Annotated in this window: 21 protein-coding genes; 5 read left to right on the top strand and 16 right to left on the bottom strand. The window is 68.0% G+C overall.

The window, feature by feature from the left end; all coding sequences use genetic code 11:
* Window positions 1–9 precede the first annotated feature (9 nt).
* The 5 genes from F0U63_RS43785 to F0U63_RS43765 all read right to left on the bottom strand — a co-directional run bounded on the left by F0U63_RS43785 (window position 10) and on the right by F0U63_RS43765 (window position 4,983).
* The gene (locus F0U63_RS43785) at window positions 10–1,236 is read right to left on the bottom strand and encodes a hypothetical protein (RefSeq protein ID WP_395840417.1); all 1,227 of its coding nucleotides are present in this window, start codon (window positions 1,234–1,236) and stop codon (window positions 10–12) included.
* A complete protein-coding gene (locus F0U63_RS43780) occupies window positions 1,233–2,498 on the bottom strand; it encodes an acetyl-CoA carboxylase biotin carboxylase subunit family protein (protein WP_395840414.1) in 1,266 nt (421 codons plus the stop codon). Before F0U63_RS43780 ends, F0U63_RS43785 begins: the two co-directional genes overlap by 4 nt.
* Window positions 2,495–2,794, bottom strand: coding sequence for a Rieske (2Fe-2S) protein (locus tag F0U63_RS43775; RefSeq protein ID WP_395840411.1), 300 nt, complete (start codon window positions 2,792–2,794; stop codon window positions 2,495–2,497). Before F0U63_RS43775 ends, F0U63_RS43780 begins: the two co-directional genes overlap by 4 nt.
* Entirely contained in the window at window positions 2,791–4,014 is a 1,224-nt protein-coding gene (locus tag F0U63_RS43770) for an iron-containing redox enzyme family protein (RefSeq protein WP_395840408.1), read from the bottom strand. Before F0U63_RS43770 ends, F0U63_RS43775 begins: the two co-directional genes overlap by 4 nt.
* A 657-nt stretch (window positions 4,015–4,671) precedes the next feature.
* Window positions 4,672–4,983 (bottom strand): hypothetical protein, encoded by a 312-nt coding sequence (locus F0U63_RS43765; protein WP_395840406.1) that lies wholly within the window; start codon window positions 4,981–4,983, stop codon window positions 4,672–4,674.
* A gap of 192 nt (window positions 4,984–5,175) precedes the next feature.
* Between F0U63_RS43765 and F0U63_RS43760 the strand changes: the two genes are divergently transcribed.
* From F0U63_RS43760 to F0U63_RS43740, 5 genes are read left to right on the top strand one after another with little or no spacing between them, the layout of a single operon-like run.
* A complete protein-coding gene (locus tag F0U63_RS43760) occupies window positions 5,176–6,528 on the top strand; it encodes a hypothetical protein (protein WP_395840403.1) in 1,353 nt (450 codons plus the stop codon).
* Window positions 6,529–6,543: 15 nt separating this feature from the next.
* Window positions 6,544–7,539, top strand: coding sequence for an AAA family ATPase (locus tag F0U63_RS43755; protein WP_395840400.1), 996 nt, complete (start codon window positions 6,544–6,546; stop codon window positions 7,537–7,539).
* Entirely contained in the window at window positions 7,532–9,319 is a 1,788-nt protein-coding gene (locus F0U63_RS43750) for a hypothetical protein (RefSeq protein ID WP_395840397.1), read from the top strand. The genes F0U63_RS43755 and F0U63_RS43750 overlap by 8 nt, the downstream gene beginning before the upstream one ends.
* Before the next feature lie 25 nt (window positions 9,320–9,344).
* Window positions 9,345–10,322: an ABC transporter ATP-binding protein gene (locus F0U63_RS43745; protein WP_395840395.1), complete on the top strand. Its 978-nt coding sequence runs from the start codon at window positions 9,345–9,347 to the stop codon at window positions 10,320–10,322.
* Between the two features lie 16 nt (window positions 10,323–10,338).
* The gene (locus F0U63_RS43740; RefSeq protein WP_395840392.1) at window positions 10,339–11,250 is read left to right on the top strand and encodes a hypothetical protein; all 912 of its coding nucleotides are present in this window, start codon (window positions 10,339–10,341) and stop codon (window positions 11,248–11,250) included.
* A 3-nt stretch (window positions 11,251–11,253) separates the two neighbouring features.
* Here the strand turns inward: F0U63_RS43740 and F0U63_RS43735 are convergent, their stop codons facing one another.
* From F0U63_RS43735 to F0U63_RS43685, 11 genes are all read right to left on the bottom strand, one after another.
* Window positions 11,254–12,066 carry a type VI immunity family protein gene (locus F0U63_RS43735; protein WP_395840389.1) on the bottom strand — a complete coding sequence of 271 codons (813 nt, stop codon included), beginning with the start codon at window positions 12,064–12,066 and terminating at the stop codon, window positions 11,254–11,256.
* 71 nt (window positions 12,067–12,137) lie between these two features.
* Window positions 12,138–12,977, bottom strand: a complete 840-nt coding sequence (locus F0U63_RS43730) for a hypothetical protein (RefSeq protein WP_395840387.1) — start codon at window positions 12,975–12,977, stop codon at window positions 12,138–12,140.
* Window positions 12,978–12,980: 3 nt separating this feature from the next.
* Window positions 12,981–13,883, bottom strand: a complete 903-nt coding sequence (locus tag F0U63_RS43725) for a type VI immunity family protein (RefSeq protein ID WP_395840385.1) — start codon at window positions 13,881–13,883, stop codon at window positions 12,981–12,983.
* Window positions 13,883–14,719 carry a hypothetical protein gene (locus tag F0U63_RS43720; protein WP_395840383.1) on the bottom strand — a complete coding sequence of 279 codons (837 nt, stop codon included), beginning with the start codon at window positions 14,717–14,719 and terminating at the stop codon, window positions 13,883–13,885. The genes F0U63_RS43725 and F0U63_RS43720 overlap by 1 nt, the downstream gene beginning before the upstream one ends.
* Window positions 14,720–14,784: 65 nt before the next feature.
* Entirely contained in the window at window positions 14,785–15,558 is a 774-nt protein-coding gene (locus F0U63_RS43715) for a class I SAM-dependent methyltransferase (protein ID WP_395840381.1), read from the bottom strand.
* Window positions 15,559–15,593: 35 nt separating this feature from the next.
* A complete protein-coding gene (locus F0U63_RS43710; protein WP_395840379.1) occupies window positions 15,594–16,667 on the bottom strand; it encodes an NAD/NADP octopine/nopaline dehydrogenase family protein in 1,074 nt (357 codons plus the stop codon).
* 98 nt (window positions 16,668–16,765) lie between these two features.
* The gene (locus F0U63_RS43705) at window positions 16,766–17,578 is read right to left on the bottom strand and encodes a putative DNA-binding domain-containing protein (RefSeq protein WP_395840376.1); all 813 of its coding nucleotides are present in this window, start codon (window positions 17,576–17,578) and stop codon (window positions 16,766–16,768) included.
* Window positions 17,575–18,405, bottom strand: coding sequence for a DUF692 family multinuclear iron-containing protein (locus F0U63_RS43700; protein ID WP_395840374.1), 831 nt, complete (start codon window positions 18,403–18,405; stop codon window positions 17,575–17,577). Before F0U63_RS43700 ends, F0U63_RS43705 begins: the two co-directional genes overlap by 4 nt.
* Window positions 18,402–19,130, bottom strand: a complete 729-nt coding sequence (locus tag F0U63_RS43695; RefSeq protein ID WP_395840372.1) for a c-type cytochrome — start codon at window positions 19,128–19,130, stop codon at window positions 18,402–18,404. The genes F0U63_RS43700 and F0U63_RS43695 overlap by 4 nt, the downstream gene beginning before the upstream one ends.
* Before the next feature lie 81 nt (window positions 19,131–19,211).
* A complete protein-coding gene (locus F0U63_RS43690) occupies window positions 19,212–19,619 on the bottom strand; it encodes a FixH family protein (protein WP_395840370.1) in 408 nt (135 codons plus the stop codon).
* A gap of 133 nt (window positions 19,620–19,752) precedes the next feature.
* Entirely contained in the window at window positions 19,753–20,271 is a 519-nt protein-coding gene (locus F0U63_RS43685) for a gamma-glutamylcyclotransferase (protein WP_395840367.1), read from the bottom strand.
* Between the last annotated feature and the right edge of the window lie 20 nt (window positions 20,272–20,291).

Raw genomic sequence — 20,291 nt, 5'->3', positions numbered from 1 at the left:
GGAATTCCTCTATTTGGTGGTCGTGACCAACGAGACGAGGCGCACCTGGCGCGTGATGAGCAACACCAGGCTCATGGCGATGGCGCATCCCGCGAACACGAACATCGGTCCCGCTTGTTCAGTCCCCATCCGGTCGATGGCCAGCGCCAGGAAGAGGGGGACCGCGGCCTTGAGCAGCTGGAACACCACGGTCGTCCGCCCAGCCCACTCGGCGCCTTCCTCGTCGGTGGTGACGTTCTCGAAGATGATCTTGCGCTGCCAGATCCTCAGGGTGTTGAAGGCATAGCCGATCAAGAACGCCAGCGCGGCGCCGAGCAGGACGCTGCCCGTCGCCCAGAGGCCATAGTCCGCCAGGGCGAGCGCGACCACGGACAGGGCGACGTTCCAGAGCTCACCGCGCCGTTCGATCACGATCGACGTGGCCAGCAGCGCCCCGAAACCCGCCGCCGCGCTCACCACGCCGTAGTCGCTCACCGCCCACAGCTTCTGCTTCTGCATGATGATCGGAACGAGATAGTTGTACGCCCCGAGATGCAGGGTGAGCACCGCGATGCCGACGAGCGCGAGCCACAGGACGAGGGATCTGGAGGAGTCCGCCGCCGGTGCGTCGTCGGTGGCATCTGTTGAGGAGCCGCCCGCCTCCTTCGAGGGGTGCGTGCTCGTGAGCTGTTCCGCGCTCCCGGGGAGCAGGGCCGGAATCAACGCCCCCACGGCCAGCGTGCCAATCAGGGCCACGAAGGTCCATTTGATGCCGGCCCGCTCGTAGAGAAGCCCTCCGAGCGCACCTCCCACGAAGGCACCGAGCTGGATGCCCGCCTGGGAGATGCGGGCGGACTCCTTCGCCGACAGCACCTTGCGCAGGGAGAGCCCGGCCATGGTGCTCTCGAGGGCCTGCTGCGCGACGAAGGCGGTCATCGTGAAGGCCCCCGCGACCGCGTAGAGCCCCCACATGGGAAGGGGAGAGGGCAGCAGCAGGCCCGAGGCCGCGACCAGCAGGCCGGCGAAACGCGCCGTGGCGAACGCCTGCATGTTCCGGCGGGCGATCCACTCCTTCATCCGCGGGAAGACGCGTTGGAGCGTGTAGGGCACCGCGCTCATCAGGGCCAGGGTCATCCCCAACGGCAGGAAGGACTGGCTGTTGGCCATCGCCGTCCAGATCAGGGCGACGGTCAGCATGGTGTCACCGGACAGGGTGATCGCCAGCAACAGGATGAGCCACGTCTTGCCCGTCTTCACGTGCTCTCACCAGAGACCACGAGCCCGAGCTCCCGCTCGAGTTCCGCGGCTCGCTGCTCGACGCGCGCGATGTCGCCCGGCTCCCGGTACCTTCCCTTCACCGACAGCAGGCCGGCGATGTCGAAGCCCTTGGGCGCCGAGTGGACAGTCGTACCGGCGGGGGCCGTCGGGTAGTAGGCCGTGAACGCATCCGACAGACTCGCCTTGCCGGAGTGGTTCTCCACCACGCGTCCATCGCGGTAGACGAACTTGATGCAGGTGGCCATCCGCGGCGCCGAGCGGTGGAGCATGTGCTCGCGCAGCGGCGCCAGCTCCGGGATGCACGACACGAGGTGGGCCGCCACGAGGTCGATCTGATACACGTCCCGGACGTTGCGGTAGACGTGTCCACCGCTGATGCGCGGGCTGAACTCCACGACGCGATACTCCCCGCGCGTATCCTGGCGAAGCTCCACGTTGAACAAGGCGTTTTCCAGGCCGAGCGCCTCGCAGATGCCCGCCGCGATGCGGGCCAGCTTCGGCTCCTCGTCCGGGTGCTTGAAGGGCAGCGAGTAGAGATCCTCCTCGAAGAAGGGCCCCGGCATCCGCATCTTGTTGTGGATGCCACCCAGATGGAACCGGCCATCGATCACGATGCCATCGAGGGTGACCTCATTGCCAGGCAGGAACTCCTCGACGAGGGCGAACGCATCCGCCGTCCCCTGGTAGTAGTTGCCCGTGCCGCTGCGCGCGAGCTCCTGGATGGACGTGAGACGGGCCCGGAGTGCCCCTTCCTCGGAGACCAGGGCCACCTGGACGCTCGAGGCGGCCCGGGTGGGCTTCACGATCACCGGATACCCGATGCGCTGGGCGGCGGCGCAGGCCTCCTCGATGTTGCTGACCTCGATGGCCTGCGGGCTCGGCAGGCCATGCCGCGCCAGGAACCGGCGCTGCTGCGACTTGTCCCGGGCGGTCATCGCGGCGGAGGTCGACGTGGTGCGGGCGCCCAGCTCGGCATTGATGGCCGCGCACACCTCGATGTCGGTCTCCTGGAACGTCACCGCGAGCCGGATGCCGTGCGCCCGGCTGTGCTTGACGCCGATTTCCACCGCGCGCGCCTTCTCCTCCCCGGAGAGCACCACCGCGTTGGCGAACCGCGCATCCTCGGTCGCCTGGGTGAACTCGGTGAGGACATGGATGCTCAAGCCGAGGCGCCGCATCGTCTCGATGTGGTCGCCGTGGATCCGGTAGCCTTTTCGCATCACCAGCAGGACGTTCGTCATTGTTGTTCTTTCGTGAACACAAAGGAAATGGATTGCCCGACCCGGACCGCTGGCAGCGCCTTCTCCAGCAGGCTCGAGATCCGGTTGTGGTGGGCGTGCCATGGACACACGAGCGTGGCCCTTTCCTTGTTGCACGTTCCGAGACTCAGTGGTCCTCCGCGATGGGTGCAATAATCGGGAACAACGAAGTTATTGCCACTCCAGTTGAGGATGAACAGACGCTGGCCGTGGACGTGGAAGGGGCCCGTGCGATCGCTGGAGACCGTGAAGATCTCGCCTGGTCCGTTCTTGCTCATTTCCGCAGCCGTACTTTCTGGACGCGGTAGGTGCAAGCCTCGCTGATGACGCGGGTGCCGTGCAGACGGCCCGCGGGAATCACGACGCTGCTGCCAGCCTCGAGCACGATGGGCTCGGGGCCCGCGAAGAACTCGAGGGCTCCCTGGGTCACCGAGAACAGCTCGTCGTCATCGTGGATGTGGGAGAAGGACAGCTCCCCCTTCGGCTCGTTGAACGTGAGGGACTCGGCCTCGAGCGGCTCGTAGGTGGCGGCATCGGCGTGGAACCCGTGGCCACGCTGCTGCTCCAGCTTCTCGATGAACGCGACCTGGGCCAGATAGTCCTGATCCGCGCGATCCTGAAGGAGACGGAACGATTCGAATCCGAGCAGGATCTCGGGAATCACCTGCGTGCCATGCATCTCAATGGTCGGCTTGATGATGGAGTCGAGCACCATCCGGCGGTGGTGCTTGTCGATGTGCACGTGCTCATCGAAATAGGCGGTATTCACCTTGTTGCCGAAGGCGCGCTTGAGCGACTGGCTCATCGCCTTGTTGAAGTGCGGGATGGACGCTTCGGTGTAGTAGAGGGCACCGATGTAGCGGAACCACAGGTGCTTGTTGCTGCAGATGTAATGAAAGTAGTTCGTCAGGGCCAACGAACTCGGCAGGTAGTGGAAGTAGTAGGTGTGGGCCTCGGGGCTGAGTCCCGCCGAGGTGCAGCAGTGCTCGAACAAGGTCGAGTGCTTCTTGTCGTGGATCCCATACCCATACTCGTCGATGAAGACCTTCATCAACTCGGACTGGACGGGGCCGTAGTTTCCGGGAATGGCTCGCGCCATGGCGGAGGCCTCGCTCAGGAAGTCGGAGGCCTGCTGGATCAGGAGGTACTTCATTGCCCTGGCGGGATCCCTCATCGCGTCGATCCGCGCCATCAGCCCGGAGGGCTCCTGCTCGTACTTCGTGATGGTGCCGACGAGGTAGTCCTCGAGCCGATCACTGTTCCAGGGCCCCGAGATCTGGATTTCCTCGTCCAGAGAGGCGAAGGCGGCCTTCTCGATGTTCGCGCGCAGGCTCTGGCCCAGGGCGACGGACTGGGCGTCGTAGAACGCGCGGAAGATGGCCATGTCTCCCTCTCCCAGCTGCCGCTGGGGAAGGAAGAGCATGGACTGCTCATAGATATTGAGGAGGAGCCGGTGGATCGCCAGCGAGCGGTTCGACGTCAGCTCCGTCGCGCCCAAGGGCCTCGTGAAATCCAGGGAGGGGAGATCCTGGGCTCGGAAGGGCCGATGCCACGGCGTGGGCGGAGACATCTCCGAAGATAACTGGAAGGCAGGCGAAGAGACGTATTCTTGAAGAGCTGGGGTAAGCATGTGGTTTGGATTGCTTTCCCTTGTCGGGAGGGAAGTGGGCAAGGAAGGGGTGCACCCGGATGTTTGGGAATAGGGAGGCAACGACTGACCACTACCGGGTCAGTTCGATACGCACGGCGCTTCGGCGCAGTCCGTGGAGCGCCAACATCGTGTGTGTCCCCACCACCTCTTCATGTAGTCACTTTACAACATGTTGAGAGAATGAGTCAAGCAGGAAATAAGAAAATTCGATGAGAACCATGAAGCAGCGATTTCCGGGGCTTCACGTGAATGGCGCTTCTCCTTGGCCGTGGTGCAAGCGAAGGGGCGTGCCATGGCCGGGCCTGGAGTGTGGGGTGGAAGCCCCCCTCCTGCCCCCTGGAGGACGCTTGTCACAGGCAGGTCCGACAGGTCCGGGTGCCCGCGGCGAAGCGCCCTGGCGAAGAATCCCAGACTGGGACTGGAGTGTTGCTCACGGAGCTACAGCGAGGAAGCGCAACACCTGTTTCCTCGAATCCCTCTCACCCTTCAGCGGAGCCCTTCGTGCTACACGCTCCCGGCCTGTTCGATGACGAGGATTCGCGCTTCTCCCTGGGGGTGGGCGACATGCTCATCACCCACCTGGGCGTGGAAGATGTCTCCCGCACGCAGCGGGATGATGCGCACCTCTCCGCCCTGCTTGACGTGCATGTCGACGACACCATCGAGGACGGCGAACACCTCCTCGCCATCATTGACGTGCCACTTGTAGGGCTTGTCACTCCAGTGCAGGCGCACCGAGATGCCATTCATCTCCGTGATGTCCAGGGCGTCCCATGCGTTTCCGGCGCGGAAGTCCCGACTCTGGATGTGTCGCATCTGTCTCCTGCTCCCTTCGGCGTGCGGCCGCCCCAGCGGGCTCATAGCACGCCGGCGAGAAGGCTGGGAACCCGTTGCCCATGGGGCAAGGCTGGGTTCATCGTTGCCCTGGCGCTTCATTCAAGCCGGCTTCTGTTCGTGAGGGGGACGGTGGCTTGTGATGGACGGCCATCTGGCCGAGACTCGGGTGCAATGCCCGCCAGCGATGAACGCCGTCTCCAGGCCCTGGTCCTCGCGCCCGTGCGGCGCGTCCAGCGGCGCCTGCATACCGCGCGCTTCGCCGAGGCGGGTGTGGTGCCCGTGTGGGCCGCCGCCACCGCGTGCGTGGTGGGCCGCCTGGTGCTGCGCGACGCCGTCCTCTGGGTGCTGCCCGTGCCGCTGCTCGCCTCGGGTGTCTGGTGGTTCGTCCGGGCGCGCGCCCGGCGCGTGTCCCTCGCCCACGCGGCGGTGCTCGCGGATCGCTCGGCGGGCGCGGGGGGCTTGCTGCTCACCCGCCTGGAGCGCCCCGTGGGCGAGTGGGAACTCGCCGCCAACCAGTACGCCCGCGCGGTGACTCCGCCTCCGGTGGCCTGGCGGCGTCCGGTGGGCGCCCTGCTCGCGGCGCTCGTCTTCCTCGCCGCGGGCCTGCTCCTGCCACTGCCCGCCCGCGCGGTGCGCCCCGCCAACGCGGCCGCCGCGGCCAAGGTGGACGCCGTGCGCGCCAAGGCCGAGGCGCTCGCCCACGAAGAACCCCCGGGCTCCGCCGTGGACGAGGAGTTGCGCCGGCTGGCCGAGGAGGTCGCCGAGGGCCGCTTCGACGCCGCCGATTGGGAGGCCGCCGATCGTCTGGAGCACTCCCTCGACGCCCAGGCCGCGCGGGCCGCCGCCGAGCTGGCCTCCGCGTCCGAGGCCGCGCGGGAGCTGGAGTCCGCGCTGGATGCCGCCTCGGGCGCCGAGGCCGCCACGCGCGAGCGCGAGGCCCTGGAGAGCGCGCTGACGAAGCTCGGCTCTTCTGGAGAGGGCCAGCCGGGTGAGGCGCCCCGGACCAGCGAGGCGGGGGGCACGGGGAGTCTGGGCGAGCAGACGCCCCGCTCTCGCGCGGAGGTGGCGGACCTGCGCGCGACGCTCGAGCGCCGGCAGCGGGAGTTGGAGCAGCGCTTTGGCCAGGGGGAGGGACGCAAGGGACGTCCCGGCCGGGGACGAGGCGAGGGGGAGGGAGAAGGCGAGGGCGAGGGCCGTTCCGGAGGCCACGCGAGCCGTGGGGCGGGCAAGGGCAAGGGAGCGGGCACGGGCGGAGGCAAGGAGACCCGGCCGCTCGTGTTCGGCGAGAAGGCGGAGATGGATCCCGAGCGGCTCGCCTTCAAGCCCCTGCCCAAGGGACAGGGCGGCGAGGCCGCGGGCTTGTGGGGCCTGAAGGCCGTGGAGCCCGAGCGGCGCGAGGCGGGTCCGGGGGGAGGCGCGCGGGGGGAGGGCGCGCGGGGCGATGCGGAGGCGGGGCATTCCACGGGGCCGCTGCTGCCGCGCAATCGGGAGTTGGTGAAGCGTTATTTCGGGGAGCAGCCCTAGGAGAAGGAGTCGGCCGTGTCGGAATTGTTGAGCCCCGCCGAGGTGCAGGGCGCGGCGGAGCGGGTGGCCCTGCTCCAGAAGGCGTTGAACCAGGTCCTGCTCGATCAGACACAGGTGGTGGAGCAGGTGGTGGCGGCGGTGCTCGCGCGCGGCCACGTGCTGCTCGAGGGTCTGCCGGGCCTCGGCAAGACGGAGCTGTGCAAGGCGCTCGCGCGGCTGCTCGGGCTGCCCTTCCGGCGCATCCAGTTCACCCCGGATCTGTTGCCCGGCGACATCACCGGCACCTACGTGCTGGAGGGCGAGGGCCGCCGCGACTTCACCTTCCGCGAGGGGCCCCTCTTCGCCCACGTGGTGCTCGCGGACGAAATCAACCGCTCCAGCCCCAAGACGCAGGCCGCGCTGCTGGAGGCCATGCAGGAGCGGGGCGTGACGGTGCTCGGCCAGACGCGCCCGCTGCCGGATCCCTTCTTCGTGCTCGCCACGCAGAACCCCATCGAGCTGGAGGGCACCTACCCCCTGCCCGAGGCACAGCTCGACCGCTTCCTCTTCCGCGTCCAGGTGCCGCCCGTGGGCGCGAAGACGCTCACCACGCTGCTCACCACGCGCGTGCGTGGCGCTCCGCCCGCGCTGCCGCCCGTGACGGATGCGGAAGGGCTCGCCTCGCTCTTCGCCGCGGTGGACCGGGTGCACCTGCCCGTGCCGGTGGCGGACTTCATCGGCCGCCTGGTGGAATCGAGCGATCCGCGCGCCCCCGGAGCACCCGAGTCCGTCCGCCGCTTCGTCCGCTTCGGCGCCAGCCCCCGCGCCGCCCTCGCCCTGGCCGCCGCCGGCCGCGCGCTCGCGCTGATGCGGGGCAAGCCCAACGTGGGCTTCGACGAGGTGACGGCCTGCGCCCCCGCCGTCCTCAACCACCGGCTGGTGCTCGCCTACGAGGCCTCCCTGGAGAAGGTGGGCCCCTGGGAGGTGGTGCGCTCCCTGCTCCAGTCCACCCCCGAGGTGCCCCGTGCGTGAGGCCTGGAGAGGGCTGCTGCTCGCCCTGGGGTTGTGCGCGGGTGTTGTCCGGGCGGAGGAGGAGGAGGCAGCGGTCCCGGCCGAGGAAGCGCTCCCGGCCGAGGAAGCGCTCCCGGCCGAAGAGGACACCCGCCTGCCCGGCTACGTGGAGATCTCGGGCGCCCCGGAGAGCGCGTCCGACGGAGGGCTGCGCGTGTCGGTGGCCACCGCCTTGCTGCGGCCGCCCCGGGGTTACTACCCCCTGGAGGTGGAACTCCACAACACGGGCTCCACGCCGCGCGTCGTGGACATCGGCGTCACGGCCACGACCTCGGAGGTACGCCGCGTCGAGGTCTCCAGGCGGCAGGTGGAGGTCGGCCCGCGCCAGCGGCTGTCGGCGTGGATGATCGTCCCCGTGATCGCCCGGAACGGCATCGTGCGGGTGGAGAGCCCGGGCCTGAAGTTGCGCGCCTTTTCCTTCTACGCGACGGAGGGCAGGGCACAGCCCGTGCTGGTGCTGGGCACGGAGAAGGCCTTCGAGGAGGGCACGCACCTGCCGCGCGTGGAAGAGGGACGGCTGTCGGTGCGCTTCCTGTCTTCCGAGAACGCGCCGCGCGAGCTTGCCGCCTACGTGGGCCATCCCCGCATCGTGGTGGCCGGGGACGTCACCGCGCTGCCCGCGGATGTGTGGAGCGCGCTCGAGGCCTACGCGGCCACGGGGGGGCTGTTGACCCTGCTCCATCCGCCGCGTGACGTGGACCTGCGTCTGCCGCTGCTCACCCGGTCCACGACGGGAGTCGTCCAACCCTATGGCTTTGGCCAGGTTCGCTTGTGTGCCGGGGCGGAGGGCTGTGCCTCCGCAATCCTCGCCGACGCGGCCGCGATGGATGCCGATGCGACGCTTCCCCTGGGCCCCGTGCGTGTCGCCTCGCCTCCGAGCAGATGGGGGGGCTACCATGGCCTGAACATGATGTTTCCCCTGTTGCCCGGCGTCCAGGCGCCGGTGGGCCGCTTCCTGGGCCTCATCACCCTCTTCGTGCTGGCGGTGGGGCCCGGCGGGCTGCTGCTGGCCCGGCGCAAGGGGCCCGTGGCGCTGCTCATCGCCGTGCCCGCGGTGGCGCTCGTCACGTGTCTGGCCTTCGTGGGCTGGTCCGTGTTCGTGGAGGGCTTCGACCTGCATGCCACGCGCTGCAGCGTCACCTGGCTGGACCGGGCGCGGGACCGGGCCGCCACGGTCGGCTTCGGCGGGTACTACGCCAACCTGGAGCCGGAGCCCTTCCAGGTGCCCGTGCTGAGCGCGCTGCTGTCCTCGGACGTGGAATGGGAATCGCGGCCCATCGAGGCCGACTGGACCCGGGGCATGGTGGTGACGGGCGGCTTCCTCTCCGCGCGCACCTACCAGGAATGGGGCGAGGTGGCCGTGGCGCCCTCGCGCGCCCGGCTCGGCGTGTCGCTCGAGGGAGAGCAGCTGCGCATCCGCAACGCGCTTGGCGCGCCGCTCGCGGAGGGCTACGTGCGCTCCGGGGGCGGGTGGTGGAAGTTGCCGGCGCTCGCCGAGGGCGCGGAGGGCCTGGCCACGCGGCTGCCCGAGACCACCCGGGACACCGTCACCGAGGCGCTGCGTCCCACCCAGGAGATGGAACAGCGGCTCGACCGGGTGCTCGGGCGCATGTGGGAGCCACTGCCCGAGGGCGGTTTCCTCGCGAGGCTGGAGGGTCCGGGGAGGACCTTCTCGGCGGCGATTCCGGTGCGCTTGCACGAGGGGGTGCACCTGGTGCGGGGACAGGTGGACGGACCATGACGCGGACGCGAGACCAGGTGGTGGGATGAGCCTGCTCGAGGTGAAGGGACTGCGGCGCGACTTCGGCGCCCTGCGCGCGGTGGACGACGTGTCGTTCGAGCTGGAGGCGGGAACCGTCCTCGGCTTCATCGGGCCCAACGGCGCGGGCAAGAGCACCACGATGCGCATCCTCGCCACCCTGGACACGCCCACTGCGGGCGAGGTGCTCCTGGACGGCCACTCGCTGGTGGACGCGCCGGACAAGGTGCGGCCGCTCATCGGCTACATGCCGGACCGCTACGGCACCTATGAAGATGTCACCGTGTTCGAGTTCCTCGACTTCTTCGCGCGCGCCTACGGCCTGACGGGCCCGGCGCGCGCGCGGCGGCTGGCGTCGGTGATGGAGTTCACCGGCCTGGGGCCCCTGGCGGACAAGCTCACCCACGCGCTGTCCAAGGGGATGAAGCAGCGCGTGGCGCTCGGGCGCACGCTGCTGCATGACCCCAAGCTGCTCATCCTCGACGAGCCGGCGGACGGTCTGGATCCGCGCGCCCGCATCGAGCTGCGCGAGCTGCTGCGCGCGCTCGCGGATCAGGGCAAGGCGGTGCTCATCTCCAGCCACATCCTCACCGAGCTGGCGGAGATCTGCGACACGTGCGCCATCATCGAGCAGGGGCGGCTGTTGGCCACGGGCAAGGTGGCGGACGTGCTCGCGCAGGCGGCGGGCACGGCGGTGGTGGAGTTGCTGGTGCGGCTGTTTCCGGGAGCGGAGGGGGAGGAGGCATGGGCGCGCGCCGAGCGGCTGTTGTGGGAGCAGCCCCACGTGAAGGCGATTTCCCGCGAGGGCCAGGCGCTGCGCGTGCGCCTGGAGCAGGAGGGGGCGGCGGCGGCGTGGGGAGACGAGGCGGCGGCGCGGCTGTTGAGGGTGCTCGTGGAGGCGGGCGTGCCGGTGTGCGCGTTCGGCCACCGCGAGCGCAACCTGGAGGATGCCTTCATGCGGGTGACGCGGGGCCGGGTGGCGTGAGGCGGGAGGTGGGCGGATGAACGGGCGGGTCTGGGGCGCGGTGGCGGTGGGCGTGTTGCTGGCATTGCCCCTGGTGGGGCTGTTGTGGATGAGCGTCTCGCCCCAGCAGGCGGGGACGTGGCGGCGGTTGCCGATGATTTCGCCCGACGAGCGCCTGGCGCGGCCCTCGTTCCTCGAGGCTTGCACGAGCAGCGCGGAGTGCGATCCGCCCCTGGCCTGTTTCTCGGACCGGCGCTACGACCGCCAGACGTGTAATGGCAGTGATTGCCTCACGGACGCGGATTGCGCTCTGGGATCGGTGTGCCGGTGGAACCCGGTGGGGGATGGGACGAAGACGGCGATGGCGTCCTGCACCTTCGTGGGTGTGCGCGAGGAGGGGGAGTCTTGCCTGCGTCTACCCCGGCGCGACGAAGGGGCCTGTGAGCGGGGACTCGTGTGCGCGGACTGGTGCGCGCGGCGGTGTGGACTCTGGCCCTTCAACTCGTGTCCGGAAGGGTATTTCTGCGCCGAGGACGATCCCAACGGTCCGGTATGTCTGCCCACGTGCGAGGGCCGGGAGTGCCCGGAGGGAGAGCAGTGCGTGCGGGAGGCGACGCCGGGCGTGTCGGTATGCGCGCGGGTGCATGGCCCGAACTGCCAGCGCGAGCCCTGTGAGCCAGGACTGACGTGCAAGGTGGACACGAGTCCGGTGCGGCCCGGAGAGGCCTGGATGGAGTGTGTCGCGCCGTGTACGGGCGAGGGCTCCTTTGCCTCGCCGTGTCCGGGGTATAGCGCGTGTCTGTTCGGGACGTGCCACGACATCTGTAGCCTCGGAGAGGAAGACCCGTGTGCCCCGGACTACATCTGCATCCCCATGCACGGCGACTCCGGGGTGTGCGCGTGGGCCCCGCAGCTGCCGGAACCCGTGGACGCTCCGCGCGGGAAGTGAGCTTCAGTCGAGGAAGCGCTGCTCCCAGCGGCGCATGTCCTCGGCGGGGAGGACGGGAATGGTCTCCTGGTAGAGGTGGGGCTCGAGCACGCGCGCCAGTTGGCGGTAGGGACGCATCTCGCCGTCCACCTCGGGCCACTCGCCGAGCTGCACCAGGACCTTGTCTGGCTGCAATTGCTCGACAGAAATTCCGGGCAGGGTCAGCTGCTCGCGCAGTCCCGCCACGCCGCCCAGCTTGTCCAGGAGGGGCTGCCCGTAGAAGTTCAGCCAGTAGGCACCTTTTGGACGCGTGCCAATACGCATGCTCATTTCGATGTTGAGGATATCCATACCTGGGAAGCGAGTACTCAGTTCGAGAAGTACCCGGTCGACTCCCATTTCATCTGTCAGTGTGTTGAAGGCGGGGCTGACATACCCGGTGTTGAAGGGCAATTCATGCGCTAGCTCCAATGCCAGGGCTCGAACCCGAGCCGGGCCCTGTTCATCCAGATACTCCGTGGGCAGCCAGAATGACACCGCGGACACCGCTTGGGGAGACCATTGATAGCTGGCCGTGCCGAGTGCCCGGCCTCGGTACTCGAAGCGGTAGTCTCCCACTTGGGTTTCAGACTCCCAGAGATCCACGGGCCATCCATTCTCGCTGCGCAGCTTCTCCTGGATGAATGACCAGCCGCCCGCATCGAGCGGTTGGGCCTCGCCCTCCGCATTGGTGTACCACCGCAGTTTTTCTTCCCCCACGGTTCGCTGATAGATGTCCAAGGCCCTCTGAATATTCGTCGAAATCTCCCGATGGTGTCTCTGGATGAAGAAGGTCACGACAAGGCCATCACGGATGATCAAGAATCCGTTGCTCAGATGGCGTCGGATTCGAGGGTAGCGCTCCCCTGTCATTGGAACATCTCCCAAGGGGTGATGCGGCGAACCTTTACCTTGAAGATTTCTTTGTACACTTCTCCCTGGTTCCTGAATGCGTAGGGATGTCCCTCTTCATAAATGGTCCATTTCGGAAGGGTCTCGCGAAGGCAGGGAAATTTGAAGTCGTAGATCATCTGGACCTTGGTCGGAGTTCCTGAATGGAGGACGACATCGGGCTTCACGGTTCCTTTCAAGAATCGGCTTTGATTTGTCCTCAGGAGTTCCTGGTACTGCTCGGGGGTTATCCACTCGAGCTGACCCGTGGTGGGATTGACCCGGTATCTTTGTTCCAGACTGAATCGACCCGGTATCAATGCGTGCAGTCGCGCTTGAGCACAGAGAGCGGCTTCGGCGTGCTTCTCCTCGCCCAACTGCATCGCCCGCGTGACGGGCTTCCCATTCGGGTCCCATTTCAGGATTTCTTCACATTGCTTCCGAGTCGGGTCTCCGCCAATGCGTCTGCGATTCACCGCCTCGTGTGCTTGGACGGCGCACTCGCGCAGGAGCTTCTCCACGGCCGCGCGCAGTTTCCCGGAGAAGATCTCCCCATCGGACGAGAGCGTCGCCGCCGCGACCACTGTGCCCACCGCCACGGCCGGCCCATGCGTGCGTGGCGTACTGGGGTGAACCGTCGGCGTGAGGACTCTCACCTCCGCCTCGAGTGTGTTGCACTGGGAGGCATCGCCCAGGTGCTGCTTGACGCAACAGGAATAGGTGGTGTCCACGGGGGTGCACACGTCGTCGGACAGCAGGCAGCCCCCGATGCCCCACGAGAGCCCCACGAGCAGTCCGATTCGAGCAAGCACATTCATGTTTTAGCGGACATCCAGAATCTGGTCGAAGAAGCGCCGCTCCCAGCGGCGCATGACCTCCGCGGGGAGGACAGGGCGGGCCTCCTGGTAGAGGTGGGGTTCGAGCACGCGCGCCAGTTGGCGGTAGGGCCGCAGCTCGCCGTCCGCCTCCGGCCACTCGCCGAGCTGCACCAGGACCTTGTCGGGTTGCATTTCCTCGACGGAGATTCCGGGCAGGGTCAGCTGCTCGCGCAGTCCCGCCACTCCGCCCAGCTTGTCCAGGAGGGGCTGCCCGTAGAAGTTCAGCCAGTAGGCCCCTTTGGGGCGCGTGCCCAGGTCATAGGTCACGTTGTCGTCAACGATATCGAGTCCCGGGTAGCGGAAGCACAAGTCATGAATCAGCGGACCGACCCGAAAGGTGTCCATCATGCCATTGAATGCGAGATTGGCATAACCCGAGGTGAGTGGAAGTTCTCGCGCCAGGGCCATCGCCAGTTCCTTCACTCGTGCCGGGCCCTGCTCTTCCAGGTACTCGGTGGGCAGCCAGAACGAAGCACAACTGACCGCATCGGGCGAGCGTATGTAGGTGTCCGTGCCGAGCATCCGGCCCCGGTAGTCGAACCGGTATCCACTCCACTGGTCATGGTGCTCCCAGAGCTGGATGACGCAGCCGTCCCAATCGAGCAGTTGCTGCTGGATGTATTTTGAAGCCCATGGGTCGAGAGTTTGGATGTATCCTTCCTCACCCGTGTAGAAGCCCAGCTTTTCAACCCCCACGGAGCGGCGATAGGTTTCCAATGCGCGGGCGACGGAGTCTCCAATCTCCCGGTGGGAGCGCTGGATGAAGAAGTTCATGACGAGCCCATCGCGCAAGATATGGAGTCCGGCTGGCGTATGTCCTTTGAAGTGGGGATAGCGGCCGTTCATTAGATGATCTCCCATGGAGTGACGCGCAAGGCAGCTCCAAATACTCTCTCATAAACCTGCCCCTGGTTCTCACCGTAGTAGGGGCTGTCTTGAGGGTAGGGGGTCCAAGTGGGCAGAGTGGTTTCGAGGCACGGGAACTTGAAGTCGTAGGCAAATTGAGTCTTTAATGGGTTGCCTTTGGCGTGGATGGCGACGTCGGGAACGAGCGTTCCTTTCATGTCCTTGCCTTGATTGCGCTTCATTGATTTCTGGTGTTGCTCCGGGCTCACCAACTCGAGTTGGCCTGTTGCCTTATCGTGACGGTATCGTTGTTCCAGGCTGAAGCGCCCTGGCAACAGGTGGTTCAGGCGACTCCTGGCACATTCGATGGCCTCAGCATGCTTCTCAGCACCCAGTTTCATGGCCAGTGTGAGGGCTCTGCCTCCTGCTTTGCGTTCCACGATCTCTTCACATTGCTCCCAGGTCGGGTCTGCGCCAAGGCGTCTGCGATTCACCGCCTCGTGTGCTTGGACGGCGCACTCGCGCAGGAGCTTTTCCACGGCCGCGCGCAGTTTCCCGGAGAAGATCTCCCCATCGGACGAGAGCGTCGCCGCCGCGACCACTGTGCCCACCGCCACGGCCGGCCCATGCGTGCGTGGCGTACTAGGGTGAACCGTCGGCGTGAGGACTCTCACCTCGGCTTCGAGCGCGTTGCACTGGGAGGCATCGCCCAGGTGCTGCTTGACGCAGCAGGAATAGGTGGTGTCCGCGGGGGTGCATACGTCGTCGGACAGCAGGCAGCCCCCGATACCCCACGAGAGCCCCACGAGCAGTCCGATTCGAGCAAGCACCTTCATGTAAGAAGTCTAGCCAGTCGGCGCCTTTGGGGCGCGTGTCCAGTTCGCCGGGAGTACACGCGGAACTAGCGCACCGCCAGGATGATGCGGTCGTCCAGGTGCTGCCAGAGTACGCCCACGTCTTGGAAGCCCGCGTCACGAAGCGCCGCCTCGTGCACCTCCAGCAACGGCTCGCTCCAGTCTCGGCGAATGCCGGCGAAGAGGCGCTGGCGCTCCTCGATGAGCGGGCCCATCCCCGGCTCCGCCGCCAGCGCCTTCCACCAGACCTCCCAATCCTCCACTCCCCGCTCGCCGAAAGCCTTCGCCTCGTCCCTCCGGCGCGCCTGCTCCGCCAGCCGCTGGAAGGGGCTGGGCCGGCGCGAGAACGGAATGTTGTCGCCGTTGAGGAACACGCCCCCTGGACGCACCAGCCGTCCCAGTTGGTGGTAGAGCGCCACGAGCCGCTCGGCCGGCAGCCAGTGCAGCGCCGTGGTGCTCAGCACCGCATCCACCGACGCAACCTCCAACCGCGCCACCAGGTCCACGGTCATCAGGTCCGCCGCCACCCAGCGCAGCCGCCCCCCTCCATCGCCGAGCGCTCCCCTCCCCAGCGTCAGCAACACCGGGTCCAGGTCCACCGCGATGCACCGGGCCTTCGGAAAGCGCTCCAGCACGCGTTGGCTGATGGAGCCCGGCCCACACGCCAGGTCCACCAGCACGAACTCCTCCGGCAGCAGCTCCGAGAGCACGTCCAGCATCACCTCGAAGCGCTGCTCACGGCGCGGCAGGTAGCCCGTCTGCTGCGCGTCCCAGCGCCTCAGCCAGCTCCTCCAATCCAGCGAGGGAGGGGAGTTCGTCATGTTGTCTTCTCCTGGGGTCCGTTCGGGCTGTCCACTCACTGCTCCATCCACCGCACGATGGCTTCATGGCTGAGGCCGCCCCACCCCAGCCGCTCCAAGGTGCGCCCCTTGGCGCGGAGATCCTGGCCACTGAGCACCGAGGTGAAGGTGATGACGGCGTCCACCATGGGCACCGCCACCCCCGCCTTGCGCGCCAGCCCCTGCAGTGGCACCAGGCTGGTGGCGATGTCCTCGGTGAGGAAGCGGTGCTCCAGGCAGGTGGGGGCATAGAGTTCCCGATAGCTGGGCACGGTCCGCATGGCCTCCAGCAAGCTCCCCGTCTCGCAGCCATAGTAGCGGTTGAGCAGCTCCTTCATGGGCAGCAGGCTCGTCCCGTAGGCCCGGGCCACCGCGTGGAACTCCTCCTCCATCCGCTCCAGCAGGACGATGGTGCGCTCGGACAAGCCCTCCACGTAGAAGCGCAGGCGCTCTCCCCGGTCGATGCTTCCCAGGTTGACGAGCGACACGATGGCGTGCGCGAGCGCGCCGAAGTCGGTGAGCCCCCGCTGCACCAGGTTGCTCGCGTCCTCGAGGCCCGGAAAGAAGCGGCGCACCAGCGGGCCGTGGCTCAACGTGCCCGAGCGCTGGGGACAGGCCAGGAACGTCCAGCCCTTGAGGCCGGCGATCCAGATGCCATGGTCCTCGCGTGCCCGGCAGGCGAAGAGCGCATCCGTCTCGATGACGGGCACCCCCTGGACGCCATGCCCGTGAAGCGCGCGCGTCATCTCCAGGCTGCCGCACAGCTTGCTGGAGAAGAGCACGAGGGAATGGTGCTCGCGCAGGTGGGGCGCCAGGGCCGCCGCCACGTCCAGGTAGGCCGTGGTGATGCTGGCCACGAAGAGCGTCCCGCATTGGCGCGCCAGGCGCTCCGGCTCGTTCGTCACCTCCTCGATGGGAAACATCCCCTCGAGCAGGCCCGTGGCCTCGATGTGGCCCCGGCGGCGGATGGTTTCGAGCTTCTCCGGGTGGCGTGTGTAGACGCAGACGGAATGTCCCTGGTGCGACAAATAGGCCGCGAGAGCCCTCGCGGTGTTGCCAGAACCGATGACGCCGATGCGCTCGGAGCCCATGCTCTCCCCCCTGGAAGCGATGGCCTCTTGTCGTAGCAAGCGCGGCTGTGTCCACGGAATGCGGCACGGTGTCGCACGCGGCCCTCGCCTGCTCCTCCCTACCGGTCGGCCGTCCCCACCCAGAAGCCCCACCGCAGGCCCTCGGCGAGCCAGGTGCCGATGTGCGCCACGAGCGCCTCGTGCTCCGAGGGAGGCAGGGACGCCTCCACTTCCGCGAGCGCGGCGCCGAACGTCTTCGTGCGCAGGGCCCCCAGCAGGCGCGCCCTCACCGGGGACAGCGGCACCTGGACCAGGGCCTCCCCGTGGCGCAGCAACATCCAGTGCTGGCGCGTGGGGAGGGGGGGCGGCAGGGGCTGGCGCCGCGCGTCCGCGTCCGGCCCCAGCGCCCGCCGGAGCGCCACCAGGGGCCAGCTCTCCTCCAGCAGGCGGCACGCGGGGGAGGCCCGCAGGAACCGCTCCTCGAGCGTCGCGAGCTCTTCTGGAGAGGGCGCCCAGGCGGGCACCTCCGGCGCCATCCACACCTCGCTCCAGGCCGTGTCGATGTCCGCCGCCTCGGCGAGGGCCGCGGCGGGCAGCCCCGCAGGCAGCGAGGACTCCTGTGTCCGGAGCCAGCTTCCAAAGCCCCGGCCCGCCAGCCGCAGCTCCCACTCCCGGGGGGGATGCTCGCGCGCGAAGCGCTGGACGAGCAGGTTGAAGGGGAACAGCCCGAGGAGTCGGGCCGTGAGCGGGTACTCGCCCTGGAGTACCTCGAAGAGCCGGAACCAGTATTGCCGGTTGTAGAGCCCCCGCCCCGTGCCCTGCTCCACCGGGCGCAGCGTGCCCGACGAGGCATCCAGTGGCGTGCGCAGTGTGGCACCGAACCGCTCCTGGAAACCGGCGAGCCAGTCCGGGGGCGCACGAGAGGGGCTCACGCGCGAACCCCGGCGGCGCGCTCCAGCTCCTCTACCGCGCGAGCCAGGGGCGGCACGTTCGTGTCCCACTCCAGCAGCGTCGGGAAGGGCCCTCCCCGGCGCCACGCCTGGGCGTAGAGCTCCCACACCGCCCCGTCCACGGGCTGGCCGTGGGTGTCCACGAGCGTTCCATCCGGCTCGGGCTCGTGCCCCGCGAGGTGCACCTGGAGGACCCGGCCGAAGTCGATGGCGTCCAGGTAGCCGCGGGGGTCGAAGCCGTGATTCCTCCCCGAAACGTAGAGGTTGTTCAGGTCGAGCATGAAGTAGCACCCCGCCTCCCGGACGACGGAGGCGTAGAAATCCCACTCGGTCAGGTCCGACTCGGGAAAGGAAACGTACGAGGAGAGGTTCTCCAACCCGAAGGGCCTGCCCAGCCGGCGCTGCACCCATGCGGCCCGCTCGGCGGCGAAGCCGATCAGATCCGCCCGGAAGGGCGTTGGAAGCAGATCATGGTGCGACAGTCCTCCGGCGCGCACCCAGCACAGGTGGTCGCTCACGAAGGGCGCGTCCAGCGCGTCCGCCAACCGGCACACGTCGTCGAGGTAGGCCTCGTCCAGCGGCTCATGGCCCAGCAGGTTCAGGCCCACGCCATGGAGCACCACGGGCACGCGCTCGCGCACCCACGCGAGGTGCCTCCGGGGGGGCGCCGCCACCCCCAGGTAGTTCTCGCTGATGATTTCCACGTAGGCCACGGACTCCGGCCACGCCTGCTTGAGTGCTTCCAGGTGGGGCAGGCGCAGCCCGAGCCCCAGGGCATCCGCCCTCAGCGTGGGGACCGGACGGCTCATGGGACCGGGGCGGCGGGCCCCATGACCTCATAGGCCTCGACCTCGAGCTCCAACTGGCGCACGTAGTCGATGACGCGCTCGATTTCCTTGCGCGAGTACTTCGCGTGGAACGCGGGCATGTTGGCGGACAGGACCCCGTCGGCGTTCACCCCGTGGATTCCAAAGGCCACGATGGACTGCTGGTAGAGCCGGGAACGGCTGAGGAATTGCTGCCGGGCGGTGTCTGAATTTGTGCCCGGTGCCACGTAGTACACGAAGGCCGTCGTGTTGGTATGACTGTGGCACACGGGGCCGCACGAGTTCTTGTAGACCTCCTCGCCCGTCTTGCCCGAGTCCGCGGGGAGCTCGACGCAGCTCATGCCACCGCAGGAGTTGATTGCCTTGCAGGTGTGCTCGATGAGCGAGTAGTCGAAGCGGTTGTAGGAGACGCCTTTGCAGGAGTTGTTGCCAGAACACACGGCATGCGTCTGCACGAAGCCGCCTCGCTGCTCGCAGTCAGCGGAGAAGCGCTCGAAGGTCAGCCCTCCCTCGACGGTACTCCGGCTCACGACGTGGGCCCCCTGCGGCTCCGGATCGGGTTCGCCCTGGGAAGGAGGCGGCTCGTCGGGCTGGCCGCAGCCAGCGGAGCCGAGTCCCATGAGGCCGGCCACGGCGGCCAGCAGGAGCTTCCGGGATGGCCGTCCAGGGCTGGCGTTCGGGGTGGAGGAGGTGTCATTCGGCGTCATGGCTTCTCCTTGGCATATATGGAAGGAGAGTCACCCTACGTCAGCGGCTCGGGCGTGGCTCCGCGACAAAACGTCACACGCTCACGGGGCATCCACGGATAACTCGAGGGTGTCGCTGCGCCCCTCCGTGTCCACCTGGATGGTGACGGTCCACGTGCCCGGCATGGTGAAGTCAACAGTGGCCAGATAGTCTCCGCGCGCCTCGCGGGTGACGGCGGGCGCGGGCGCACCATGGCCGTGTGCGAGCATCCACAAGCTGACGGAGACCCGCGTGGCCTCCACCGGTGTCCCGGCGGTGTCCGTCACGTGGATGCGGAGCCTGTTGCCGCGCGGTTGCAGCGTCCCCTCGAAGCCCGCCTCGAGCCGCACCCGCACGCTCGCGGTGTCTCCTCCGGCATCGGGAGAGGTGCCAGGCTCGGACCCGGGAGCGCACGCGCAGGCGAGCAGGACGGGGAGCAGGACATGGGCGAGGCGAGCGGGAAGACGCATGGCCATGGCCCGCAGGCTAGCCCGGATGATTCACCAGGGCTCGCGGAGGAGACGCGAAGCCGGGCAGGTTGTCAGACTCGAAACAGCTTGTGTGCAAGGTGGACACGAGTCCACGAGCCCACGGCGGCGCGGCTCAGCGTGGCCGTCTGGCGTGGCCGCGCTGCACGGCCTGGATGAGCCGGGCCTCGACCTGGAGGCGTGAAACGTAGTCCGTGGGCAGTTTCGCGTGCTCGGCGGCCCGGGCGAGCGCCTCCAGGAACGATTCGCTCACCAGTCCCGGCGAGGGCACGGGCGGAGGCGGTGTGAAGGCCCGCGCCGAGAGCATGGCGCCCGTGGCCGTGCGCACCCGGACCGGGCGCTCGCCGGTGGCCAGGGACAGGGTCTCCTCCAGCTTCGCCACCTGGGGCCAGCTCTCCAGGGGCATGACGCGCACGCGCCCCATCACCCGCCGGCCAGGTGCATCCACCAGCCTCGGCACGTGGCCTCCCCAGTCCGGTGCCGGCACGTCATAGAGCAGGTCCACGTCGAGCGCCGCCGCCACTTCTCCCTCGGGCAGCTCCGGAAGCAGGGCCCCCTGGACCCGTTCACGCGTGAGCCCGGGCGCCAGGGCCAGCGAGAAGGAGAACCAGACGTATGATGGGGTGGCGGACATGGTGTCAGTGTGCCTGGGAA

Source organism: Cystobacter fuscus, from assembly GCF_044360685.1.
In the GTDB taxonomy this organism is placed as follows: domain Bacteria; phylum Myxococcota; class Myxococcia; order Myxococcales; family Myxococcaceae; genus Cystobacter; species Cystobacter fuscus_C.
This window is presented reverse-complemented; position numbering and strand designations above follow the sequence as displayed.